We start from the raw sequence: 19616 nt of genomic DNA on the forward strand, positions 1-19616 counted from the left end.
TTGCAGCCGGTGAGAGATGCCTCGTCTCACGGTGGCGATCAACCGTAGAACTGCTTCTCGAACACGCGGCGCGACAGGCGGGCCGCCCGCATCCAGTCTTCTTCGACCCGAGATGCCGAACGCGGCGGGTACTCCAGCAATCGTCCGATGCCGTCAAGGCGGCGCCGATCGACAGGCAGGACGTCGCTCGTCTGCGCCGACAGCAGGGTGTTGGCCGAGCGCAGGCGGCTGGCGAGCCGCCAGGCCTCGTAAAGGCGTGGCACAGCGCTCTCGGGGAGAAGCCCCACCTCTCCTGCGGTGCGCAGAGCGTCCGTCGTCGAGGTCGTGCGCAGCGCAGGCACGGCATGAGCGTGCTGCAGCTGCAGCAGCTGGACGAGCCACTCCACATCGCTGAGGCCGCCGGGACCGAGCTTGAGGTGGCGTGAGGGGGCGACGCCCTGCGGAAGCCGCTCGCTCTCGACACGCGCCTTGATGCGCTTGATCTCGCGCACGCCCTGCGGGTCCGCCCGCACCGGGTACCGCACGCCGTCGGCCAGCGCCGTGAACGCGTCGATGAGCTTCACACTGCCCGCGACGCCGCGGGCGCGCAGCAGGGCCTGCGCCTCCCACGACAGCGACCACCGACCGTAGTACTCCGCGTAGGACTCCAGCGACCGCACGAGGGGGCCGTTGCGCCCCTCCGGGCGCAGGTCCGCGTCAAGGTCGAGCGGAACGCGGTGATCCTCGGAATGGGTGCGCAGCCCCTGGACGAGCTTCAACGACAGCGCGTGCGCGCGTTCCGGGTCGACACCGTTCGCCCGATAGACATACAGCACGTCCGCATCCGAGCCGAACCCGAGCTCTCGCCCGCCGAAGCGCCCCATCGCGATGACCGAGAAGTCGAGTGCGTCGTCTTCGGGCGGCACGACCTCGCGACGCACGGCCCGGAGCGTCGCCTGGATCGTGACCTCGGTGATCGTGCTGAGCGAGTCGGCGAGCTCTTCGATCGTGAGCACACCGAGAACGGCGGCCATCGCGGTGCGCAGGAGCTCACGTCGTCGTAGCGCGCGCACGAACGGCATCGCGTCATCGAGGCTGTCATGCCGCGTCTGGATCGCGCGGGCCTCCGTCTGCAGCGCGACACCGCTGCGCGGGCGGAGGAGCTCGGGGTCGTCGAGCCAGGCCGCCGCTTCGGGGATCCACTCCATGAGCTCACCGATGTAACGGGAGCCGGACAGCACGCGGGTGAGGCTCTCGGCGGCCGCCGACGAGTCGCGCAGCAGACGCAGGAACCACGGGGTGTCCCCCAGCCGCTCGCTGATGCGGCGGAAGGCAAGCAGCCCGTAGTCGGGGTCGACCCCGTCGGCGAACCACCGGATCATGATCGGCATGAGGTGGCGCTGGATCGTCGCCTTCCGGCTGATGCCGCTCGTCAGGGCCGCAATGTGCCGGAGCGCCCCGGCCGGGTCCTGGAACCCGATGGCCGCCAGACGATCGTGCGCCTGCGCGGCTGACAGGGTGCGCTCGCCTTCCGGGAGGGCCGCCACGGCGGAGAGGAGCGGTCGGTAGAACAGACGCACGTGGATGTCGCGCACCTCGCGCTTGACCCGCTCCCACTCGGCGGTGATTCCGGCGGCGCTGTCGGCGACGCCGCTGGCGCGCGCGAGCACGCGGCGGTCGTCGTCATTCTCCGGCATGAGGTGGGTGCGACGAAGTCCGCGCAACTGCAGTCGATGCTCGAGCACACGCAGGAACCGATAGTCGCGGGCGAACGCCGCAGCCTCCGCCCGCCCGATGTAGCCCTCCGCGACGAGCGCATCCAGTGCGTCCAGTGTGCCCCGCTGGCGGATGCGGTCGTCGGTGAGTCCGTGCACGAGCTGCAGCAGCTGCACGGTGAACTCGATGTCGCGGATGCCGCCGGGCCCCAGCTTGATCTGCAGCGGCACCTCGTGTGCCGGGATGTGGTCGGTGACGCGCTCCCGCATGCGCTGCACGCTGTCGACGAAGTTCTCGCGGGCGGCGCTTGTCCACACCTTGGGCTGCACGGCGGCCACGTAGTCGCGACCGAGTGCCAGGTCGCCGGCGAGCGGTCGCGCCTTCAGGAGCGCCTGGAACTCCCAGCTGCCCGCCCATCTGTCGTAGTACGAGAGATGGGACTCGAGGGTGCGCACGAGCGCGCCCTGCTTGCCCTCGGGCCGCAGGTTCGCATCGACCTCCCACAGCGGAGGTTCGATCTCGATCCCCGAGATCCCCTGCATCGTCTGCACGGCGAGGCGCGTCGCGATGTCGATCAGGCGACTCGCGCCCCACTCCTCCTCGGCGCCGTCTGCGGCGCCGCAGACGAAGATGACGTCGACATCGCTGACGTAGTTCAGCTCGCGGGCGCCGGTCTTTCCCATGCCGATGATCGAGAGCCGCGTTGCTGCGACCTGTTCTCGCGGGAACAGACCTCCGGGTCTGCCCTGCGAGATCCGGGTGCGGGCCACGCTCAGCGACGCCTCGAGAGCTGCGCCCGCCGCATCCGCGAGGGCAGCGGCAACTTCGGGCAGCACGTCGATCGCGTCCGGCGCCCGCAGGTCGAAGGCCGCGATGCGTGCGAGCAGTCTGCGGTAGCGCACGCGCAGTGCGACCCAGGCGGACTCTTCGCCGGATGCGGCGAAGCCGTCCTGCGCCCCGACCGACTCCTGCAGCTCTCGCTGCATCTCATCCGCGCGCGGCAGGATCTCCCCCGCCGTCGCGAGGTCCGCGAGCTCTTCCGGGCGACGCAGGTAGAACTCGCCGAAGCCTTCCGACGCACCGAGCAGCAGCCAGAACACCCGGCGTGCGTGCGGATCGCGCAGCGTCGCCGTGACCGCATCGGGGTTGCGGCGGGCGATCCTGCTCGCGCTGCGCAGCGCACCGTCGGGATCAGCCGCCAGGCCGAGATCGGTGATCACTTCGGCGCGACCGAGCGCCAGCAGCTCGACGAGCTCGTCGAACGCCTGCTCCGCCGCCTCGAGGTCCCCGAGTCCGAGCCGGACGAGGTCCGTTCGGCTCGATGAGCGCTCCGTGCCGGCCATCGCCGGCTCAGAGCATCTCGAGGTTGCTCTGCAGCTCGAAAGGCGTCACCTGCGAACGGTAGCCCGCCCACTCCCGCCGCTTGTTGGCGAGCACGTAGGTGAAGACGGTCTCGCCCAGCGTCTCGGCGACGAGCTCGGACTCCTCCATGTACTGCAGGGCCTGATCGAGGCTCGCCGGAAGCGGCGCGTATCCGAGCGCGCGGCGCTCGGAATCGGTCAGCGACCACACGTTGTCCTCGGCCTCGGGCGGCAGCTCGTAGCCCTCCTCGATGCCTTTGAGGCCCGCGGCCAGCATGAGCGCGTACGCGAGGTACGGGTTCGCGGCGGAGTCGAGGGCGCGGTACTCCACTCGCGAGGAGCCACCCTTGTTGGGCTTGTAGAGCGGCACGCGGACGAGAGCCGAGCGGTTGTTGTGGCCCCAGCTGATGAAGCTGGGCGCCTCATCGCCGCCCCACAGACGCTTGTACGAGTTCACGAACTGGTTCGTCACCGCCGAGATCTCGTTGGCGTGACGCAGCAGGCCGGCGATGAACTGACGGCCGACCTTGGAGAGCTGGTACTGGGCGCCCTCTTCGTAGAAGGCGTTGTGGTCCCCCTCGAACAGCGACATGTGCGTGTGCATGCCACTGCCCGGCTGCCCGCTGAGCGGCTTCGGCATGAACGTCGCGTAGACGCCCTGCTCGATCGCCACCTCCTTGATGACGGTGCGGAACGTCATGATGTTGTCGGCGGTGGCCAGCGCGTCGGCGTAGCGCAGGTCGATCTCGTTCTGCCCAGGACCGCCCTCGTGGTGGCTGAACTCCACCGAGATACCGAGGTCTTCCAGCATCCGTACCGAGCGGCGACGGAAGTCGTGCGCCGTTCCGCCGGGCACGTTGTCGAAGTAGCCGGCGGAGTCGACCGGCTCGGGGCCGCCCGGGCCGTAAGTCGATGACTTCAGCAGGTAGAACTCGATCTCGGGATGCGTATAGAAGGTGAATCCGGCATCCGAGGCCTTCGCCAGCGTGCGCTTGAGGACGTGACGCGGATCGGCGACCGCGGGCTGGCCGTCGGGCGTCGTGATGTCGCAGAACATGCGCGCGGTCGGGTCGATCTCACCGCGCCACGGCAGGATCTGGAAGGTCGTGGGATCCGGATGAGCGAGCAGGTCGGACTCGAAGGTGCGCGTGAGGCCCTCGATCGCGGAACCGTCGAAACCGAGGCCCTCGGTGAAGGCTCCCTCGACCTCGGCGGGGGCGATCGCCACCGACTTCAGCGTTCCGATCACATCGGTGAACCAGAGACGGATGAACTTGACGCCGCGCTCTTCGATCGTGCGCAGTACGAAATCGCGCTGCTTGTCCATGCTTTTCCTCCCGGCCCCGCGGGGCCCGATCACGTGGTGGGGGTGCGCTCCGAGCGGCGCGTCAGTCGTTCTCGCGGGCGTCGTCTGCCGCCCACTGCGCGGAGCGCTGCTTGATCAGTTCGGGGGCGTTCGCCGCCTCTTCAGCGGTGTCGAACGGGCCGGCGCGGTCGATCGCCGGGGACTCGAAACCTCGCTCCACCTCGCCGGTGGTGAGGTTGTACCAGTACTTCTCGCTGTCTTCGCTCACGGCGGACTCCTCATCGCTCTCGAGACGATCCTACTGATCGCGACCCGTGTGCTGGATAGGCTGAACTCATGGCAGCAGAGAAGTCTCGCGCGGTGGGTATCGACATCGGCGGAACCGGGATCAAGGGTGGAATCGTCGACCTCGAGAAGGGCGAGCTGATCAGCGACCGGATCAAGGTGTCCACACCTTCGGGCGCAGAGCCGAAGGACGTTCTGGATGCGGTGCGCAGCGTGCTCGACACGCTGGAGGTCGCGGACTCCGACTACCCGCTCGGCGTCGCCTTCCCGGCGATCGTGAAGAACGGGCGCACGCTCTCGGCCGCGAACGTCTCCGACAAGTGGATCGACTTCCCCGCCGAGGAATTCTTCGAGCAAGGGCTCGGCCGCGACATCCACTTCGCCAACGACGCGGATGTGGCAGGCGTCGCCGAGATGCGTTTCGGCGCCGCGAAGGGCGTCGACGGACTCACGATCCTCACGACGCTCGGCACGGGCATCGGCTCGGCCGTCATCTACAACAACGTTCTCATCCCCAACAGCGAACTCGGCCACCTGCAGCGCGCGAAGCACGGTAAGGACGCCGAGGCGTACGCCGCCTACTCCGCGATGGAGCGCGACGAACTGAGCTGGGAGGCGTGGGCGGAACGCCTGCAGTGGTACTACTCGCACGTCGAGTTCCTGTTCAGCCCCGACCTGTTCATCGTCGGCGGCGGCGTCTCGAAGCACGCGGACAAGTTCCTGCACCTTCTCGAGCTCCGCACGCCGATCGTGCCCGCCGTGCACCGCAACAACGCCGGCATCATCGGCGCGGCGGCGCTCTCGCTGGGCGTCGAGCCGGACCTGGAGGAGACCGTCACCGGTCAGTGACCCGGCGGCACCGTCATGATGGGCGACACATCGCTGGAGCGGTCGCTGCGGGAGCTCGACGCGCTGCTCGCCTCGGTCGGCGAGACATTTTGGGCGCAGTGGGCGGCGCGCGCCGCCGACCGCATCGCCGCGGGTGGTGACCCCGGCGATGTGCGCGGCGTCTTCGGCGGGATGGGCAGCGTCAACGACCTGGTCATCCATCCGGCCAACGGGCACAGCGTGACCGATGATCAGATCGCGGCGGTGAACCGACGGCTCGACGAGCTGCGCGAGAGGATCTACGCCGAGTCGCAGGCGGTATAGCTCGCTGCGGGCGGGGGCGAATGGGCCGGCCTGTACGCCGGGTTCTGTCCGGGGGCTTTCGCCCCGTGGACGGTCATCTCTCTCGGCGACACGTTGCCGTGCCGCTCCAGCGGCCTACCCGGGGACTCGGCGAGCCGCGTCGTCATCCCCTGTCTGGCCTTGCTCCGGACGAGGTTTACCTTGCGGGTCGTGTCACCACGACCCCGGTGGTCTCTTACACCACCCTTTCACCCTTACCCGGGCCGAAACCCGGGCGGTCTGCTCTCTGTGGCACTGTCTCGCGGATTGCTCCGGGTGGGTGTTACCCACCGCCCTGCCCTACGGAGCCCGGACGTTCCTCGGCGCGGTTACCCGCGACGCGACCGTCCAGCCGACCCATTCGCGTCTCGAGTCTACCGGGGCGAGCCGCATCCTCCGGCTCGTGCCGGATGACCTCGACATCCAAGGGGAAGTCGATCGGGAACGAGCCGAACAGCAGGCGCCCGGCCGCCTCGGCGGCCTCGGCCACCGCCTGCGCGACCGCATCCGCCAGCTCGGCCGGCGCGTGCACCATCACCTCATCGTGGAGGAAGAGGACGAGGTGCGCGCGATCCGCGAAGGCTGGACCGGACGCGGCTGCGGGCGCTCCAGAGGCCGGCGGCAACGCGTCCAGGCGCCGCCGGATCTCGGCGAGCCAGCACAACGCCCACTCCGCCGCCGTCCCCTGGACGACGAAGTTCCTGGTGAAGCGGCCACGCTCGCGGGCCGCGCGCAGCGCACCCTCCCGTACGCCCGGCTCCGCATCCGCCTCGCTCGCACGCGCCTGCAACGCGAGCCACGGCCCCTCAGCATCCGGCGTCCCCCGTCCGAGCCAGGTGGCGACGCCCCCGCCGTCCTCACCGGCCACGGCGGCAGCGTCCACGAGCGCCATGGCCGTCGGAAACGTCTGGCGCAGGCGCGGCACGAGACGTCCGCTGTCTCCCGTCGTCGCGCCGTACATCGCCCCGAGCACCGCGTACTTGGCCTCTTCGCGCGTCGCCACCGCACCCGTCTCGACGATCCCCTCGTACAGGTCCCGCCCGCGCGCAGCCTCCGCCATCCGCGTGTCGCGCGACATCGCGGCGAGCACGCGCGGCTCCAGCTGGGCCACATCCGCATCCACGATGACCCACCCCGGATCGGGGCGCACGGCCGGACGCAGTTGTCGCGGAATCTGCAGCGCTCCCCCGCCGCTCGACGCCCATCGGCCGGTCACGACGCCCGCCGGCACGTACACGGGACGGAAGCGGTCGTCGCGCACCCACTCGTCGAGCCACGCCCACCCGTTGGCCGTGTACAGCCGCGCGAGCTTCTTGTACTCCAGCAGCGGCTCCACGACCGGATGCTCGACGTGCGCGAGTTCCCATTTGCTCGTCGAGCCCACCGTCAGCCCGGCACGATGCAGGGCGCGTAGCACACGCGGCGGTGAGTCCAGGGACAGCGACGGGTCGCCCAATGCCTCGCGCACCCGTTCGCCGACCTCACGCATGCGGTCGGGCACCCCGCCGCCGATGGGGCGACGGCCAAGCGTGTCGACGAGGATCCGCTCATGCGACGCGCGATGCCAAGGCAGTCCCGCCGCATGCATCTCGGCGGCGACCAGTGCGCCGGCGGACTCCGCGGTGATGAGCAGCATCAATCGTCCCGGGTCGTGGGATGCGGCGATCACCCCCTGCTGGGCGCGCCACTCGGCCTCGACCTCATCGAGACCGAAGGCGGGAACGTCGTCGAACGCGAACAGCGTCTCCCTCCCGTCGGGCGCGGTCGGAGCGAGATCCCACCGGTCGCTCGCGGTCCACGGCACGCTCGCGGGACTCAGTGGGCTGTGGCGCAGGATGCGGCGCGCCAGCCGCAGGTCCCACGCGCGCGCCACGCGTTCTCCCGCCCGGAGAATCTCGAGGTAGCCGGCACCGGTGTCGGCCCACACCCAGCGGGTGGGCGTCGGCGGGTCGTCGGAGACATCGCGGACGCCGTCCGCTGCGACGATGCGCCACGACGACTGCGCGCCATCGCGGCCGGTCATCTCATCCGACCGCGGTCGATCACAACCCCGACTCGGCGGTGCGAACGAGGATGCAGCCGCACTCCGGGCACGTCGCCACAACATCGTCGGCCACCTGCCGCAAAGCCGCGAGGTCGGTGCCGGAGAGCATCATGTGGCAACCGCCGCAGGTGCGGGCCTGGAAGAGCGCTGCCCCCGCGGAGCGGGTCGCCAGCTTCTCGTACAGGGCGAGCAGCTGTTCGGGAACGGCGCCGGCGACAGCAGCGCGGTCACGACCCAGCTGCTGCTCGAGAGCGGACGCTGCCTCCACCGTCTCCTTCGCCTCCGCCGAGAGGCGCGATCCCTCGTCGTTGTTCGCGGCCACGAGCTGCTGCTGCTCGGTAACGGCAGCCTCGGCGGCTTCGAGCCGCTCCATGAGCTCCAGCTGCGCCTCTTCGAGCTCATCCTGTCGACGAGTCAGCGACGCCAGCTCCCGCTCGAGGCCGACCGCATCCTTCGCGCTCACGGTCTTCTGCAGCAGTTGTTCATCGCGCTGACGACGCGCGACGACCAGCGCCACATCGCCCTCCACACGCCGCAGCTCCACGGTGACGTCATCGACGATGTTCTGGCGTGCGGCGAGCTCCTGAGCGAGCTGCTGCTTGACTTTCACGAGTTCGCCGATCCGCGCGGCCTGCGGCGGATTGCGCCGGGCGTGGTCGGCCTGCGCACGGCGGGCGTCGATGTCGGCGAGGTCCAACAGGCGCAACTGGTCAGCGTGGGCGGCGTTCACCCCTCCAACCTACGCCAGCGCACAGGGCACCGCGGCGGGCGGATCGGTGACGGCTTGTTACCTCCCGTGTCGGCCGGTGTGCTCAGGCGGACACGGCTCGTTAGTTTCGGGACTCGACCCCCGTCCGCCCCGAGGAGCCCGCCATGAGCACCGCCATTGCCACGGACCGCGTCCGCCCGGATGCGGGAGCGCCCGCATCCCGTCTGCGCTTCGACGGCCTGGGTCGCACCTTCGGCAGGCACGTCGTGCTGGACGGGATCGATCTCACGGTCGAGCCGGGTGAGCTGGTCGCCATCCTCGGCGCCTCCGGCTCTGGGAAGTCGACGCTGCTGCGCATCGCGGGCGGCCTCGACCGTGCCAGCGAGGGATCGGTGTCGATCGACGACGAGTCTGTCGCCGCACATGATGCCCGCGTCGCGATCGGCTTCCAGGAGCCGCGCCTGCTGCCGTGGCGATCCGTGTCGGAGAACATCGCCCTCGGGCTTCCTCCGGGCCTCTCGCGGGACGAGCGCTCGCAGCGCATCGGATCGCTGCTCGAGCTCATCGGGCTCACCGCCTTCGCCAACCATCGTCCTCGCGAGATCTCGGGCGGAATGGCGCAGCGCACCTCGCTCGCCCGCGCGCTCGCGCGGCGCCCCGGCGTGCTGCTGCTCGACGAGCCGTTCGGCGCCCTCGACGCGCTCACACGGCTCAAGATGCAGGATCTCCTGCTCTCGATCCTGGATGAGGCGCCCACGACCACGCTTCTGGTCACGCACGACGTCGACGAGGCTCTGCAGGTCGCCGACCGCGTCATCGTTCTCGGAGTCGAGCCCGGATCAGCGGGCGCCCGCATCCAGCGCCTGGTGACGGTTCCCGGAACCCGGCCACGCGACCGCGGCTCAGCCGAGCTCGCTGAGCTCCGCGCCGATCTCCTCGGCGCGCTCGGCATCGATCGCCACGCGCACTGATCCATCCCTTCCCGCACCCTCCCTCTCCACAGCAATCGAAAGGCTTGCCATGTCCCGCTCTCGCCGTCTTCTCGGTGCCTTCGCCGGCTTCGCCGTCGCCGCCGTGGCCCTCTCGGGCTGTGTCGCCGGAGAGGATGCTCCCGCTGACGCGGGCGGCGGCGCGGCCGCATCCGACGTCACCATCAAGCTCGACTGGGCCACCTACAACCCGCTCAGCCTCATCATCAAGGACCAGGGGTGGCTCGAGGCCGACGGCTACAACGTCGAGTGGGTGCAGTCGCTGGGCTCATCGAAGGCCAACGAGGCGCTGCGCGCTGGATCCATCGACTTCGGGTCCACGGCCGGCTCCGCTGCGCTGCTTGCCCGTGCCAACGGCGTTCCGCAGCAGATCGTGGATGTCGTGGCGCAGCCCGAATGGTCGGCGCTCGTCGTGCCGGCAGACTCCGACATCACCTCCGTCGCCGATCTGAAGGGCACGTCGGTCGCAGCCGCCCTCGGCACCGACCCGTACTTCTTCCTCGTGCAGGCGCTGGAGGCAGAGGGCCTGTCGATCAACGACGTCACCGTGCAGAACCTCATCCACGCCGACGGCTGGGCCGCACTCCAGGGCGGCTCCGTGCAGGCGTGGGCGGGACTCGACCCGATCATGGCCTCGGCGGAGGCAAGCGGGGCGAAGCTCCTCTACCGCAACCTCGACTTCAACTCGTACAGCGTGCTGAACGCCACCGAATCGATCATCAAGGACCACCCCGAGGTCGTGCAGGTCGTCGTCGATGCCTACGAGCGTGCGCGCGCCTGGGCCCTGGAGAACCCCGACAAGACCGCGCAGATTCTCGCCGACGCCGCGGCGATCGACCCCGCCGTCGCTCAGAAGGTCATCGACGAGCGCGAAGGCCTCGATGTCGATCCCGTGCCGGGCTCCGCGCTGGCGACCGTGCTCGCGCCCATCGGCGCGATCCAGGTCTCACTGGGCGACGTGACCTCGCAGGACAAGGTGGACACGGCGCTCGACACCCTGTTCGCACCGGAGTTCGCCGAGAAGGCCAAGGGCTGAGTCCCGCATCCGAGAGGACCACACGACGATGAGCACGACCGGCACCGCCCCGCGCGCGGCGCAGACCGCATCCGCGCCCGGACCGCTGTCGCGCAGCAGCGTGCGCACCCTCCTGGGCTGGGTGGTGCCGGTCGTCCTCATCGCGCTGTGGTTCCTTCTCACCAACCCCGCGGCACCCGTCGTGCCGAGCTACAAGTTCCCGAGCCCCGAGGCGGTCGTCACCGCGGGTATCGATCTCGCCCAGCGGGGAGAGCTGTGGCAATTCACCGCGATCTCGCTCCAGCGGGTCGTCATAGGATTCACCGTCGGAGCGCTGCTCGGCATCTCTCTCGGCGGGTTGATCGGGCTGTCGCGGTTCTGGGACGCGCTGCTCTCCCCCACGCTCGGCGTCATCCGTGCTGTGCCCAGCCTCGCGTGGGTCCCGCTGCTGATCGTGTGGTTCCAGGTCGGCGAGCAGTCGAAGATCATCCTGATCGCCATCGGCGCGTTCTTCCCCGTCTTCACGACGGTGTCGCTCGCGCTGCGCCATGTCGACGCTCAGCTGGTCGAAATGGGTCGCTCGTTCGGCTACACCGGCCTGCGCCTGTTCTTCACCGTGCAGCTGCCCGCGGTTCTGCCGGCGCTCTTCTCCGGGCTGCGTCTGGCGCTCGTGCAGGCGTGGCTCTTCCTCGTCGCCGCCGAGCTCCTCGGCGCATCGATGGGACTCGGATTCCTGCTTCTGCGCGGCCAGAACAACGGCCGTGTCGATCAGATCGTGCTCGCCATCATCCTGCTCGCGGTCATCGGCAAACTCAGCGACTCCTTGCTCGCGGTCCTGCAGCGCTGGGCTGTACGCCGCTGGGGCTGACCTCTCCTCCCCCGCTCCCGGCCGTGCGGGACGCCCACCCGGCGCGTGCGGTGCACGCATCCGTTGCACAACCATCGGAGATTCCGCCTTCCGTCGGAGGTTTGCGCCCGAATCCTCCGACATCGGCGCCAATCTCCGACGCTCGGGGCGCCGACGGCGCGCACGGCGAGCGGATGCGGGCGTCCTCCTGCTGTGGATAAGCCCTGCCGACGTCATCCGCTCGCGGCTACCGTGTCGGCATGTTCCGGCGTCACGTCTCGATCGCGGCCATGATCGGCCTGTTCGTCACGCTGAGCGTGTCCGGCTGCACGACGCCGTCGCCCGAACCGACGCCCACCCCGACGGGCTTCGCCTCCGAAGCTGAAGCCTTCGCCGCGGCCGAGGCCACGTACCGCGCGTAGATCGATGCGCTCAACAACGTCGACCTCAGCGACCCCGCCACCTTCGAGCCTGTCTATGAGCTGACAGTCGGGGAGCTGAACGCACTTGACAGGACGACGTTCTCGCAGATGCACGCAGACGAGTGGGTCAAGCAAGGTGAGGCGGTAGTCACCGACGCGCAGCTTGTCGAGTGGATGGATCCGATCGCAGTCATCCGAGTCTGCTACGACGTCTCGCAGGTCGCACTAAACGCCGCGGACGGCTCCTCGGCCGTTTCGCCGACCCGACCCGACGTGCAGTCGCTAGACATCCGGATTGACAACGATGCGAAGAAGCTCATCCAGATCGGTCTGAGCGGGGAGCCACTGCAGTGTTAACGGCCTTCACTTACACCGGCGCAGTCGTTCTCTCGTTGGTAGTTACGACTTCACCTGGGACTTGCGGCGGCGCTTCATCTTTTGGAGAGGGTTGCTGGACCAGCACAGACGGCACGTCGGTCATTGTGGAGGGGACGCAAACGCAGCCGGGAGCGAACGGCGACGGATCGGAGTGGATCCCGACGAGCGGACCCGGAAACGGTGCGACGGCGCCTGCGGAGCCGAAGAACCCGTTCGGAATGGATCTGCTCTACGAACAGATCCCGCAGGACGAGCCCACCGAAGACATCCCCGCTGTCACAGTCGCCGATCTCGCGGCGTTCACTCCGCGGCAGCCGTCCTTCGCCGCCGAGCCCGCGGGGCTCGGCGTGGCGGGGCTGCCCACCAACGTCATCGCAGGAGCGTCCGAGCACACGGTCGCGGGCACGCTCTTCGGACGCCCGGTCACCGTTCGCTTCACCCCGGTCGGGTACCGCTTCGACTACGGCGATGGCGCGACCAGCACGTCCTCGAGCGGCGGCGCGTCGTGGGCCGCCCTCGGACAAGCGCAGTTCACGCCGACCCCCACAAGCCATACCTTCACCTCCCCCGGCGAGTACACCGTCACCGTGAGCGTGGCCTACGCAGCCGTCGTCGACTTCGGCGTCACGACGCGAGCGGTCAACGGCACCGTGGTCGCGGATGCGGCGCCGCAGACGCTGCGCGTCCTCGAAGCGCGCACCGCCCTCGTCGACAAGACCTGCGCACAGAATCCGCGCGGCCCCGGCTGCTGACTCGTCGCCTTCGCGTCGCGCGGGACCGCTTACTCGCTGCCCCCCCTTGCTACCCCGCACGTCGCCTTCGCGAAGCGCGGGACCCCTCACTCGGTGGGCCCTGCCGGGATCGAACCGACGACATCCACGGTGTAAACGTGGCGCTCTACCAGCTGAGCTAAAGGCCCTTCGTGAACAGTCTAGGCGGCGCCGACCCACGGCCCGTGCCGCCATGTCACCCGGGGGCGTCTACACACTCGCTAAGCTGGACGACGGTGCATTTGTCCACTGCCGACAAGGCTCGCACCAACCCGATGGTTCCTTCCGGCAAGACCTGCCGTGTGATGAAAGGCGTCTCGTGACTGTCAACCAACAGGATCCGTACTCGCAGGGCCCCCTCGACAGCGATCCGGAAGAGACCGCGGAATGGCGCGAGTCGCTGGAGCAGCTCGTCCAGGCCAAGGGCCGCGGGCGCGGTCGCGAGATCATGCTGAGCCTGCTTCAGGACTCGCGTGAGCTTCACCTCGGTGTGCCGATGGTTCCCACCACCGACTACATCAACACGATCGCCCCCGAGAACGAGCCGGACTTCCCCGGCGACGAGGAGATCGAGCGCCGGTATCGCGCATGGATCCGCTGGAACGCGGCCATGACCGTGCACCGCGCACAGCGCCCGGGCATCGGCGTCGGAGGTCACATCTCGACCTACGCCTCCTCGGCAGCCCTCTACGAGGTCGGCTTCAACCACTTCTTCCGCGGGCTCGACGACCCCAACGGCGGCGACCAGGTCTTCTTCCAAGGCCACGCCTCCCCCGGCATGTACGCACGGTCCTTCCTCGAGGGACGCCTGAGCGAGCAGCAGCTGGACGGGTTCCGCCAGGAGAAGTCGGCAGCGCCCCTCGGGCTTCCCTCTTACCCGCACCCGCGCCTGCTGCCCGAGTACTGGCAGTTCCCCACCGTCTCGATGGGCCTCGGCCCCATCAACGCCATCTACCAGGCGATGACGAACAAGTACCTCACCAACCGCGGCATGAAGGACCTGTCCGACTCGCACGTCTGGGCCTTCCTCGGCGACGGCGAGATGGATGAGGTCGAGAGCCGTGGCCAGCTCCAGGTGGCCGCGAACGAGGGTCTCGACAACCTGACCTTCGTCGTCAACTGCAACCTGCAGCGCCTCGACGGACCCGTCCGCGGCAACGGCAAGATCATCCAGGAGCTGGAGAGCTTCTTCCGTGGCGCCGGCTGGAACGTCATCAAGGTCATCTGGGGCCGGGAGTGGGATTCGCTGCTCGCCAACGACGACCAGGGCGCACTGCTCAACCTCATGAACGTCACCCCCGACGGCGACTTCCAGACGTACAAGGCCGAGAACGGCGCGTACATCCGCGAGAACTTCTTCGGTCGCGACGAGCGCGCCGCCGCTCTGGTCAAGGACTACACCGACGATCAGATCTGGAACCTCAAGCGCGGCGGCCACGACTACCGCAAGGTCTACGCGGCGTTCAAGGCAGCCGTCGAGCACAAGGGGCAGCCGACCGTCATCCTCGCCCACACCATCAAGGGCTACGGCCTGGGTCCGCACTTCGAGGGCCGCAACGCGACCCACCAGATGAAGAAGATGACCCTCGACGACCTCAAGCACTTCCGCGACGCGATGCACATCCCGGTCTCGGACGCGCAGCTCGAGGAGAACCCGTACCAGCCTCCGTACTACAACCCCGGAGCACAGGACGAGACGATCCAGTACATGGTGGAGCGTCGCCGCAAGCTCGGCGGCTTCCTGCCCGAGCGCCGCACCACACACGTCGGTCTCGAGCTGCCGGACGACAAGGCCTATGCGCTGCCGAAGAAGGGTTCGGGAACGCAGGAGATCGCGACGACCATGGCGTTCGTCCGGCTTCTGAAGGACCTGCTGCGCGTCAAGGGCTTCGGCGAGCGGATCGTCCCGATCATCCCGGACGAGGCCCGCACGTTCGGGATGGACGCGTACTTCCCGACCGCGAAGATCTACAACCCGAACGGCCAGAACTACACCTCGGTCGACCGCGAGCTTCTCCTGGCGTACAAGGAGAGCCCGCAGGGCCAGATCATGCACGTCGGCATCAACGAGGCAGGAGCGGTGGCCGCTTTCACCGCGACGAGCACCTCGTATGCGACGCACGGCCAGCCGCTCATCCCGGTCTACATCTTCTACTCGATGTTCGGCTTCCAGCGCACCGGTGACGCCCAGTGGGCCGTCGGCGACCAGATGGGCCGCGGTTTCATCATCGGCGCCACCGCCGGTCGTACGACGCTGACGGGTGAGGGACTGCAGCACGCCGACGGTCACTCGCACCTGCTCGCCTCGACGAACCCGGCCACCGTCGCCTACGACCCGGCCTACGGGTACGAGATCGCCCACATCGTGCGCTCGGGCATCGACCGCATGTACGGCGGCAACCACCCCGACCCGAACGTCATGTACTACATCACGGTCTACAACGAGCCCATCGTGCAGCCGGCTGAGCCGGAGGGTGTCGACGTCGACGGCATCGTGCGGGGCATCCACCGCATCTCGGAAGGCTCGGGCGACGGACACCGCGCGCAGATCCTCGCGTCCGGTGTGGGTGTGCCGTGGGCACTCGAGGCACAGAAGCTGCTGAGCGAGGACTGGGGCGTGAGCGCCGACGTATGGTCGGTGACCTCCTGGTCGGAGCTGCGCAACGACGGCCTCGCCGCCGAAGATCACAACTTCCTCCACCCGGAGGCGGAGCCGCGCACCGCGTACCTGACCGAGAAGCTGCGCGACGCGCAGGGTCCGGTGGTCGGTGTCAGCGACTTCATGCACGCCGTGCAGGACCAGATCCGCCAGTGGGTCCCCGGACGCTACCTGACCCTGGGCGCCGACGGTTTCGGCTTCTCGGACACCCGTGCGGCCGCACGTCGCTTCTTCAAGATCGACGGTCCGTCGATCGTCGTGCGCACCCTGCAGGGCCTGGTGGATGAGGGTCGCCTCGACCGCTCGGTCATCGGTCAGGCGATCGAGAAGTACCGTCTGCACGACGTGAACGCCGGAACCTCCGGCAACGCCGGCGGCGAGAGCTGAGAATGAGCCGATCCCCGGAGTCGTCGTCGGACAAGACGGAGACACTCGCCTGGTTGCGACGCATCTCCGGGGATCTGGCCACGGTCACTCTCAAGCGCCTCGAGGACACCCTGCCCTGGTATGCCGACATGCCGCCGGCCAGGCGCTCCTCGGTGGGTCTCGTGGCCCAGGCCGGCATCACTTCGTTCATCCAGTGGTACGACGATCCGACGGCGACGCCGTGGATCGCGGCCGACATCTTCGCCGCGGCTCCTCGCGAGCTGCTGCGGTCGGTGAGTCTGCAGCAGACGCTGCAGCTCATCCGCGTGACCGTCGAGGTCACCGAGGAGCGCGTCGCGGGCCGCGGTGAGGATCTGCGCGAGGCGATCCTGCTCTACTCCCGCGAGCTCGCCTTCACAGCGGCCGACGTCTATGCGCGCGCTGCCGAGGCTCGCGGACTCTGGGATGCACGCCTCGAGGCTCTCGTGGTCGACTCGATCCTCACGGGCGAGGCGGACGAAGAGCTCCCGAGCCGCATCGCCGCTCTGGGATGGCACGGTCACGGCGAGGTCTCCGTGCTCGTCGGCACGACCCCGCCGCAGTTCGATGTCGACCAGCTGCGACGCATGGCCCGCAAACTCGGCGTCGACGTCCTGGTGGGCGTACAGGGATCCCGTCTCGTGCTCGTGATCGGTCGTACCGACGCCGACCACCGCGCCGGCGGCGACGAGCAGTCCGAACTGCCCTTCCCCGAGATCGCGCGACGCCTCGAGCCCGGTTTCGGCACCGGCCACCTCGTGCTCGGCCCCACCGTTCCCGCCCTCGTCGACGCGGGTCAGAGCGCCCGCGCCGCCCTCGCCGGCTTCGCGGTGGCGCGCGCCTGGCGCAACGCGCCCCGCCCGGTCGAAGCCGACGATCTCCTGCCCGAGCGTGCGCTCGCGGGAGATCCTCTCGCCAAGCACACCCTCGTCGAGCGCATCTATCGTCCTCTCAAGGCACACAGCTCCGACCTCGTCACGACGCTGTGGAGCTACCTCGACAACGGCCGCTCGCTGGAGGCGACGGCGCGTGAGCTCTTCGTGCATCCCAACACCGTCCGATACCGGCTGAAGCGCGTGTCCGACGTCATCGGCTGGGACGCCACGGGGCCGCGCGAAGCGCTGATTCTTCAGACCGCGCTCGTTCTGGGCGCCATCGGAACGGACAACACGCGTCGCCGCGCGGCCGGGACACGCCGACCGCGCTGATAATTGGCGGGTATCTGCAAAGGAACCCGCGTTTCTTGTCGCATGACATCCATACCCCGGTCGGGGAGATTGGCAGGATAGAACGGTGATCATCGGTCTCTTCCCCGGGCAGGGTTCCCAAACACCCGGGTTCCTCTCGCCCTGGCTGGAGCTGGACGGCGTGGCCACCCGGCTCGACGAGCTCTCCGAGGCGGCACAGGTCGATCTCGCCGCAGCGGGCACGGAGTGGGACGCCGATGCGATCCGCGACACGAAGGTGGCGCAGCCACTGATCGTCGCCGCCAGCCTGATCTCTTGGCACGCACTCGTCGCACGCGCCGCGGGCCTTCCCGCCGGTGTCGCCGGGCACTCCGTCGGTGAGGTCGCCGCCCTCGCCGCATCCGGTGTGATCGACGACGTTTCCGCTCTGCGCCTGGTCGGTGTACGCGGACGCGCCATGGCGGATGCGGCCGCGCAGGCCGAGACGGGTATGAGCGCCGTCCTCGGCGGCGACGAAGAAGCCGTCCTCGCCCGTCTGGCGGAGCTGGACCTCACCCCCGCCAACTACAACGGCGGCGGCCAGATCGTCGCTGCCGGCGCCGTCGGCGCACTCGCCGAGCTCGCCGCGGAGGCCCCGCGCGGCACGCGTGTCGTTGCGCTGCAGGTCGCGGGCGCGTTCCACACGCGCTACATGCAGCCGGCCGTCGAGGAGCTCGCGGCCGCTGCGGCGGAGCTCACTGCATCCGACCCGACACTCACCCTCTGGACGAACAAGGACGGCTCGGAGGTCACCGACGGCGCGAGCGCGCTGGACCTGCTCGTCGGCCAGGTCGCCTCGCCCGTGCGCTGGGATCTCGACATGGCCGCCTTCGCTGAGGCGGGCGCCACCGGCCTCATCGAGTTCGCACCCGCGGGAACCCTCACCGGCCTCGCCAAGCGCGGGCTGCGCGGCGTTCCCGCCGTCGCCGTCAAGACCCCCGACGACCTGGATGCGGCCGTCGCACTGCTCTCGGAGGAGAACGCATGACCGCCCCCACTCTGCGCCAGACCACGGGTCCGCAGTACACGCGCATCCTCTCCTACGGTGCCGCGCGCGGCGAGAACGCTGTTCCCAACGACGACCTCGTCGAGCCGATCAACTCGAGCGACGAGTGGATCCGCCAGCGCACCGGCATCGTCACGCGCGTGCGCGCCAACGCGACCACGAGTGCCACCGACCTCGCAACGATCGCCGCGAAGGAAGCCGTCGAGCGCTCCGGTGTCTCTCCCGAGCTGATCGACCTCGTCATCGTCGCGACGATCAGCAACGTCCGCCAGACGCCCTCGATGTCGGCCGTCGTCGCCGACCGGATCGGGGCGAACCCCGCGGCGGCGTACGACTCCAACGCCGCGTGTGCGGGATTCACCTACGGTGTCGCCCAGGCCGATGCGCTCATCCGCGCGGGCGTCGCGCACTACGCTGTCGTGATCGGCGCGGAGAAGCTCTCCGACGTCGTCGATCCCACCGACCGGACGATCTCGTTCCTGCTCGGCGACGGCGCCGGCGCCGTCGTGATCGGCCCCAGCGAGACTCCGGCGATCGGGCCCACCATCTGGGGATCGGACGGCTCCAAGGCGGATGCGGTGGGCATGGACGCCACGCTCGTCGAGTTCCGCGACGGCACCTCTGCCTGGCCCACGCTCCGCCAGGAAGGCCCGACCGTGTTCCGGTGGGCCGTGTGGGAGATGGTGAAGGTCGCACGCCAGGCGCTCGAGGAGGCCGGCGTCACCGCATCCGATCTCGCCGCGTTCGTGCCCCACCAGGCAAACATGCGCATCATCGACGAGTTCGCCAAGCAGTTGGGTCTGCCCGACACGGTTCTTATCGGTCGCGACATCGAGACCACGGGCAACACCTCTGCGGCCTCTGTTCCGCTCGCCACCCACCGCTTGCTCGAACAGCACCCCGAACTCAGCGGCGGCCTCGCGCTCCAGATCGGCTTCGGTGCCGGTCTCGTGTTCGGCGCACAGGTCGTCGTGCTCCCGTGAGCCGAGACCCCGCGCCTCTAGACTGATTCGCGGTCAACGCCCCCAGCCATATCGAACAAGGAGACATCATGGCTTTCACCACTGACGAGGTCCTCGCCGGACTCGCCGAGCTCATCACCGACGAGACCGGAATCTCGGCCGACGAGGTCGCGCTCGAGAAGTCCTTCACCGACGACCTCGACATCGACTCGATCTCGATGATGACGATCGTCGTCAACGCCGAGGAGAAGTTCGGCGTCACCATCCCCGACGACGAGGTCAAGAACCTCAAGACCGTCGGCGACGCCGTCACCTACATCACCTCGAACCAGGCGTGACCCCCTGCGGTGGGGGCGCCCAGCCCCCA

16 protein-coding genes, 1 tRNA gene, 1 other RNA gene and 1 pseudogene are annotated in these 19616 nt (G+C 69.0%); 12 read left to right on the top strand and 7 right to left on the bottom strand.

Features of this window, described 5'->3' with window-relative positions; genetic code table 11:
* Nucleotides 1–38: 38 nt before the first annotated feature.
* The 3 genes from SK224_RS09780 to SK224_RS09790 form a co-directional block, all read right to left on the bottom strand.
* On the bottom strand, nucleotides 39–3038 hold the full coding sequence (locus SK224_RS09780; RefSeq protein ID WP_320434501.1) for a bifunctional [glutamine synthetase] adenylyltransferase/[glutamine synthetase]-adenylyl-L-tyrosine phosphorylase: 3000 nt from the start codon (nucleotides 3036–3038) through the stop codon (nucleotides 39–41).
* A 7-nt stretch (nucleotides 3039–3045) separates the two neighbouring features.
* Entirely contained in the window at nucleotides 3046–4383 is a 1338-nt protein-coding gene (locus tag SK224_RS09785; RefSeq protein ID WP_320434502.1) for a glutamine synthetase family protein, read from the bottom strand.
* A gap of 61 nt (nucleotides 4384–4444) precedes the next feature.
* On the bottom strand, nucleotides 4445–4630 hold the full coding sequence (locus tag SK224_RS09790) for an SPOR domain-containing protein (protein WP_320434503.1): 186 nt from the start codon (nucleotides 4628–4630) through the stop codon (nucleotides 4445–4447).
* Nucleotides 4631–4698: 68 nt separating this feature from the next.
* Here SK224_RS09790 and ppgK point away from each other — a divergent pair, with 68 nt between their 5' ends.
* Both ppgK and SK224_RS09800 read left to right on the top strand, forming a co-directional pair.
* Nucleotides 4699–5496 carry a polyphosphate--glucose phosphotransferase gene (gene ppgK, locus SK224_RS09795; protein ID WP_320434504.1) on the top strand — a complete coding sequence of 266 codons (798 nt, stop codon included), beginning with the start codon at nucleotides 4699–4701 and terminating at the stop codon, nucleotides 5494–5496.
* Between the two features lie 15 nt (nucleotides 5497–5511).
* On the top strand, nucleotides 5512–5799 hold the full coding sequence (locus tag SK224_RS09800; RefSeq protein WP_320434505.1) for a DUF6966 domain-containing protein: 288 nt from the start codon (nucleotides 5512–5514) through the stop codon (nucleotides 5797–5799).
* Between the two features lie 17 nt (nucleotides 5800–5816).
* Here SK224_RS09800 and rnpB read toward each other — a convergent pair.
* From rnpB to SK224_RS09815, 3 genes and pseudogenes are all read right to left on the bottom strand, one after another.
* Nucleotides 5817–6177: RNase P RNA component class A (gene rnpB / locus SK224_RS09805), an RNA gene on the bottom strand.
* 109 nt (nucleotides 6178–6286) lie between these two features.
* Nucleotides 6287–7924: pseudogene (locus SK224_RS09810) on the bottom strand (bifunctional 3'-5' exonuclease/DNA polymerase); the annotation flags it as partial.
* Complete coding sequence (locus SK224_RS09815) at nucleotides 7860–8591, bottom strand: zinc ribbon domain-containing protein (protein ID WP_320434506.1); 732 nt, start codon at nucleotides 8589–8591, stop codon at nucleotides 7860–7862. The pseudogene SK224_RS09810 and the gene SK224_RS09815, both read right to left, overlap by 65 nt.
* Before the next feature lie 143 nt (nucleotides 8592–8734).
* Here SK224_RS09815 and SK224_RS09820 point away from each other — a divergent pair, with 143 nt between their 5' ends.
* The 5 genes from SK224_RS09820 to SK224_RS09840 all read left to right on the top strand — a co-directional run bounded on the left by SK224_RS09820 (nucleotide 8735) and on the right by SK224_RS09840 (nucleotide 12973).
* Entirely contained in the window at nucleotides 8735–9541 is an 807-nt protein-coding gene (locus tag SK224_RS09820) for an ABC transporter ATP-binding protein (protein ID WP_320434507.1), read from the top strand.
* Nucleotides 9542–9590: 49 nt separating this feature from the next.
* Entirely contained in the window at nucleotides 9591–10595 is a 1005-nt protein-coding gene (locus SK224_RS09825) for an aliphatic sulfonate ABC transporter substrate-binding protein (RefSeq protein ID WP_320434508.1), read from the top strand.
* Between the two features lie 28 nt (nucleotides 10596–10623).
* Nucleotides 10624–11442: an ABC transporter permease gene (locus SK224_RS09830; protein ID WP_320434509.1), complete on the top strand. Its 819-nt coding sequence runs from the start codon at nucleotides 10624–10626 to the stop codon at nucleotides 11440–11442.
* A 239-nt stretch (nucleotides 11443–11681) separates the two neighbouring features.
* Complete coding sequence (locus SK224_RS09835; RefSeq protein ID WP_320434510.1) at nucleotides 11682–11843, top strand: hypothetical protein; 162 nt, start codon at nucleotides 11682–11684, stop codon at nucleotides 11841–11843.
* Nucleotides 11844–12439: 596 nt separating this feature from the next.
* Nucleotides 12440–12973, top strand: coding sequence for a PKD domain-containing protein (locus SK224_RS09840; protein ID WP_320434511.1), 534 nt, complete (start codon nucleotides 12440–12442; stop codon nucleotides 12971–12973).
* 94 nt (nucleotides 12974–13067) lie between these two features.
* On the opposite strand, the gene SK224_RS09845 is transcribed toward SK224_RS09840, so the two are convergent.
* Nucleotides 13068–13140 (bottom strand) — tRNA-Val (locus SK224_RS09845).
* 170 nt (nucleotides 13141–13310) lie between these two features.
* On the opposite strand from SK224_RS09845, the gene aceE reads away from it, so the two are divergent.
* The 5 genes from aceE to SK224_RS09870 all read left to right on the top strand — a co-directional run bounded on the left by aceE (nucleotide 13311) and on the right by SK224_RS09870 (nucleotide 19587).
* Complete coding sequence (gene aceE / locus SK224_RS09850) at nucleotides 13311–16037, top strand: pyruvate dehydrogenase (acetyl-transferring), homodimeric type (RefSeq protein ID WP_320434512.1); 2727 nt, start codon at nucleotides 13311–13313, stop codon at nucleotides 16035–16037.
* A gap of 2 nt (nucleotides 16038–16039) precedes the next feature.
* The gene (locus tag SK224_RS09855; protein ID WP_137416865.1) at nucleotides 16040–17263 is read left to right on the top strand and encodes a PucR family transcriptional regulator; all 1224 of its coding nucleotides are present in this window, start codon (nucleotides 16040–16042) and stop codon (nucleotides 17261–17263) included.
* Nucleotides 17264–17348: 85 nt separating this feature from the next.
* The gene (locus SK224_RS09860; RefSeq protein WP_320434513.1) at nucleotides 17349–18269 is read left to right on the top strand and encodes an ACP S-malonyltransferase; all 921 of its coding nucleotides are present in this window, start codon (nucleotides 17349–17351) and stop codon (nucleotides 18267–18269) included.
* Nucleotides 18266–19270 (top strand): beta-ketoacyl-ACP synthase III, encoded by a 1005-nt coding sequence (locus SK224_RS09865; RefSeq protein ID WP_320434514.1) that lies wholly within the window; start codon nucleotides 18266–18268, stop codon nucleotides 19268–19270. Before SK224_RS09860 ends, SK224_RS09865 begins: the two co-directional genes overlap by 4 nt.
* A gap of 68 nt (nucleotides 19271–19338) precedes the next feature.
* Nucleotides 19339–19587: an acyl carrier protein gene (locus SK224_RS09870; protein WP_019182110.1), complete on the top strand. Its 249-nt coding sequence runs from the start codon at nucleotides 19339–19341 to the stop codon at nucleotides 19585–19587.
* The last annotated feature ends 29 nt before the right edge of the window (nucleotides 19588–19616 follow it).

Origin of the sequence: Microbacterium sp. BG28 (assembly GCF_034044005.1) — a bacterium.
Lineage (GTDB): Bacteria > Actinomycetota > Actinomycetes > Actinomycetales > Microbacteriaceae > Microbacterium.

Coding starts and splice junctions, on each gene's coding strand:
- SK224_RS09785 (WP_320434502.1), bottom strand. CDS start 4,383: ATGGACAAGCAGCGCGATTTCGTACTGCGCACGATCGAAGAGCGCGGC.
- SK224_RS09820 (WP_320434507.1), top strand. CDS start 8,735: ATGAGCACCGCCATTGCCACGGACCGCGTCCGCCCGGATGCGGGAGCG.
- SK224_RS09780 (WP_320434501.1), bottom strand. CDS start 3,038: ATGGCCGGCACGGAGCGCTCATCGAGCCGAACGGACCTCGTCCGGCTC.
- SK224_RS09870 (WP_019182110.1), top strand. CDS start 19,339: ATGGCTTTCACCACTGACGAGGTCCTCGCCGGACTCGCCGAGCTCATC.
- SK224_RS09840 (WP_320434511.1), top strand. CDS start 12,440: ATGGATCTGCTCTACGAACAGATCCCGCAGGACGAGCCCACCGAAGAC.
- SK224_RS09835 (WP_320434510.1), top strand. CDS start 11,682: ATGTTCCGGCGTCACGTCTCGATCGCGGCCATGATCGGCCTGTTCGTC.
- SK224_RS09830 (WP_320434509.1), top strand. CDS start 10,624: ATGAGCACGACCGGCACCGCCCCGCGCGCGGCGCAGACCGCATCCGCG.
- SK224_RS09865 (WP_320434514.1), top strand. CDS start 18,266: ATGACCGCCCCCACTCTGCGCCAGACCACGGGTCCGCAGTACACGCGC.
- SK224_RS09825 (WP_320434508.1), top strand. CDS start 9,591: ATGTCCCGCTCTCGCCGTCTTCTCGGTGCCTTCGCCGGCTTCGCCGTC.
- SK224_RS09800 (WP_320434505.1), top strand. CDS start 5,512: ATGATGGGCGACACATCGCTGGAGCGGTCGCTGCGGGAGCTCGACGCG.
- ppgK (WP_320434504.1), top strand. CDS start 4,699: ATGGCAGCAGAGAAGTCTCGCGCGGTGGGTATCGACATCGGCGGAACC.
- SK224_RS09855 (WP_137416865.1), top strand. CDS start 16,040: ATGAGCCGATCCCCGGAGTCGTCGTCGGACAAGACGGAGACACTCGCC.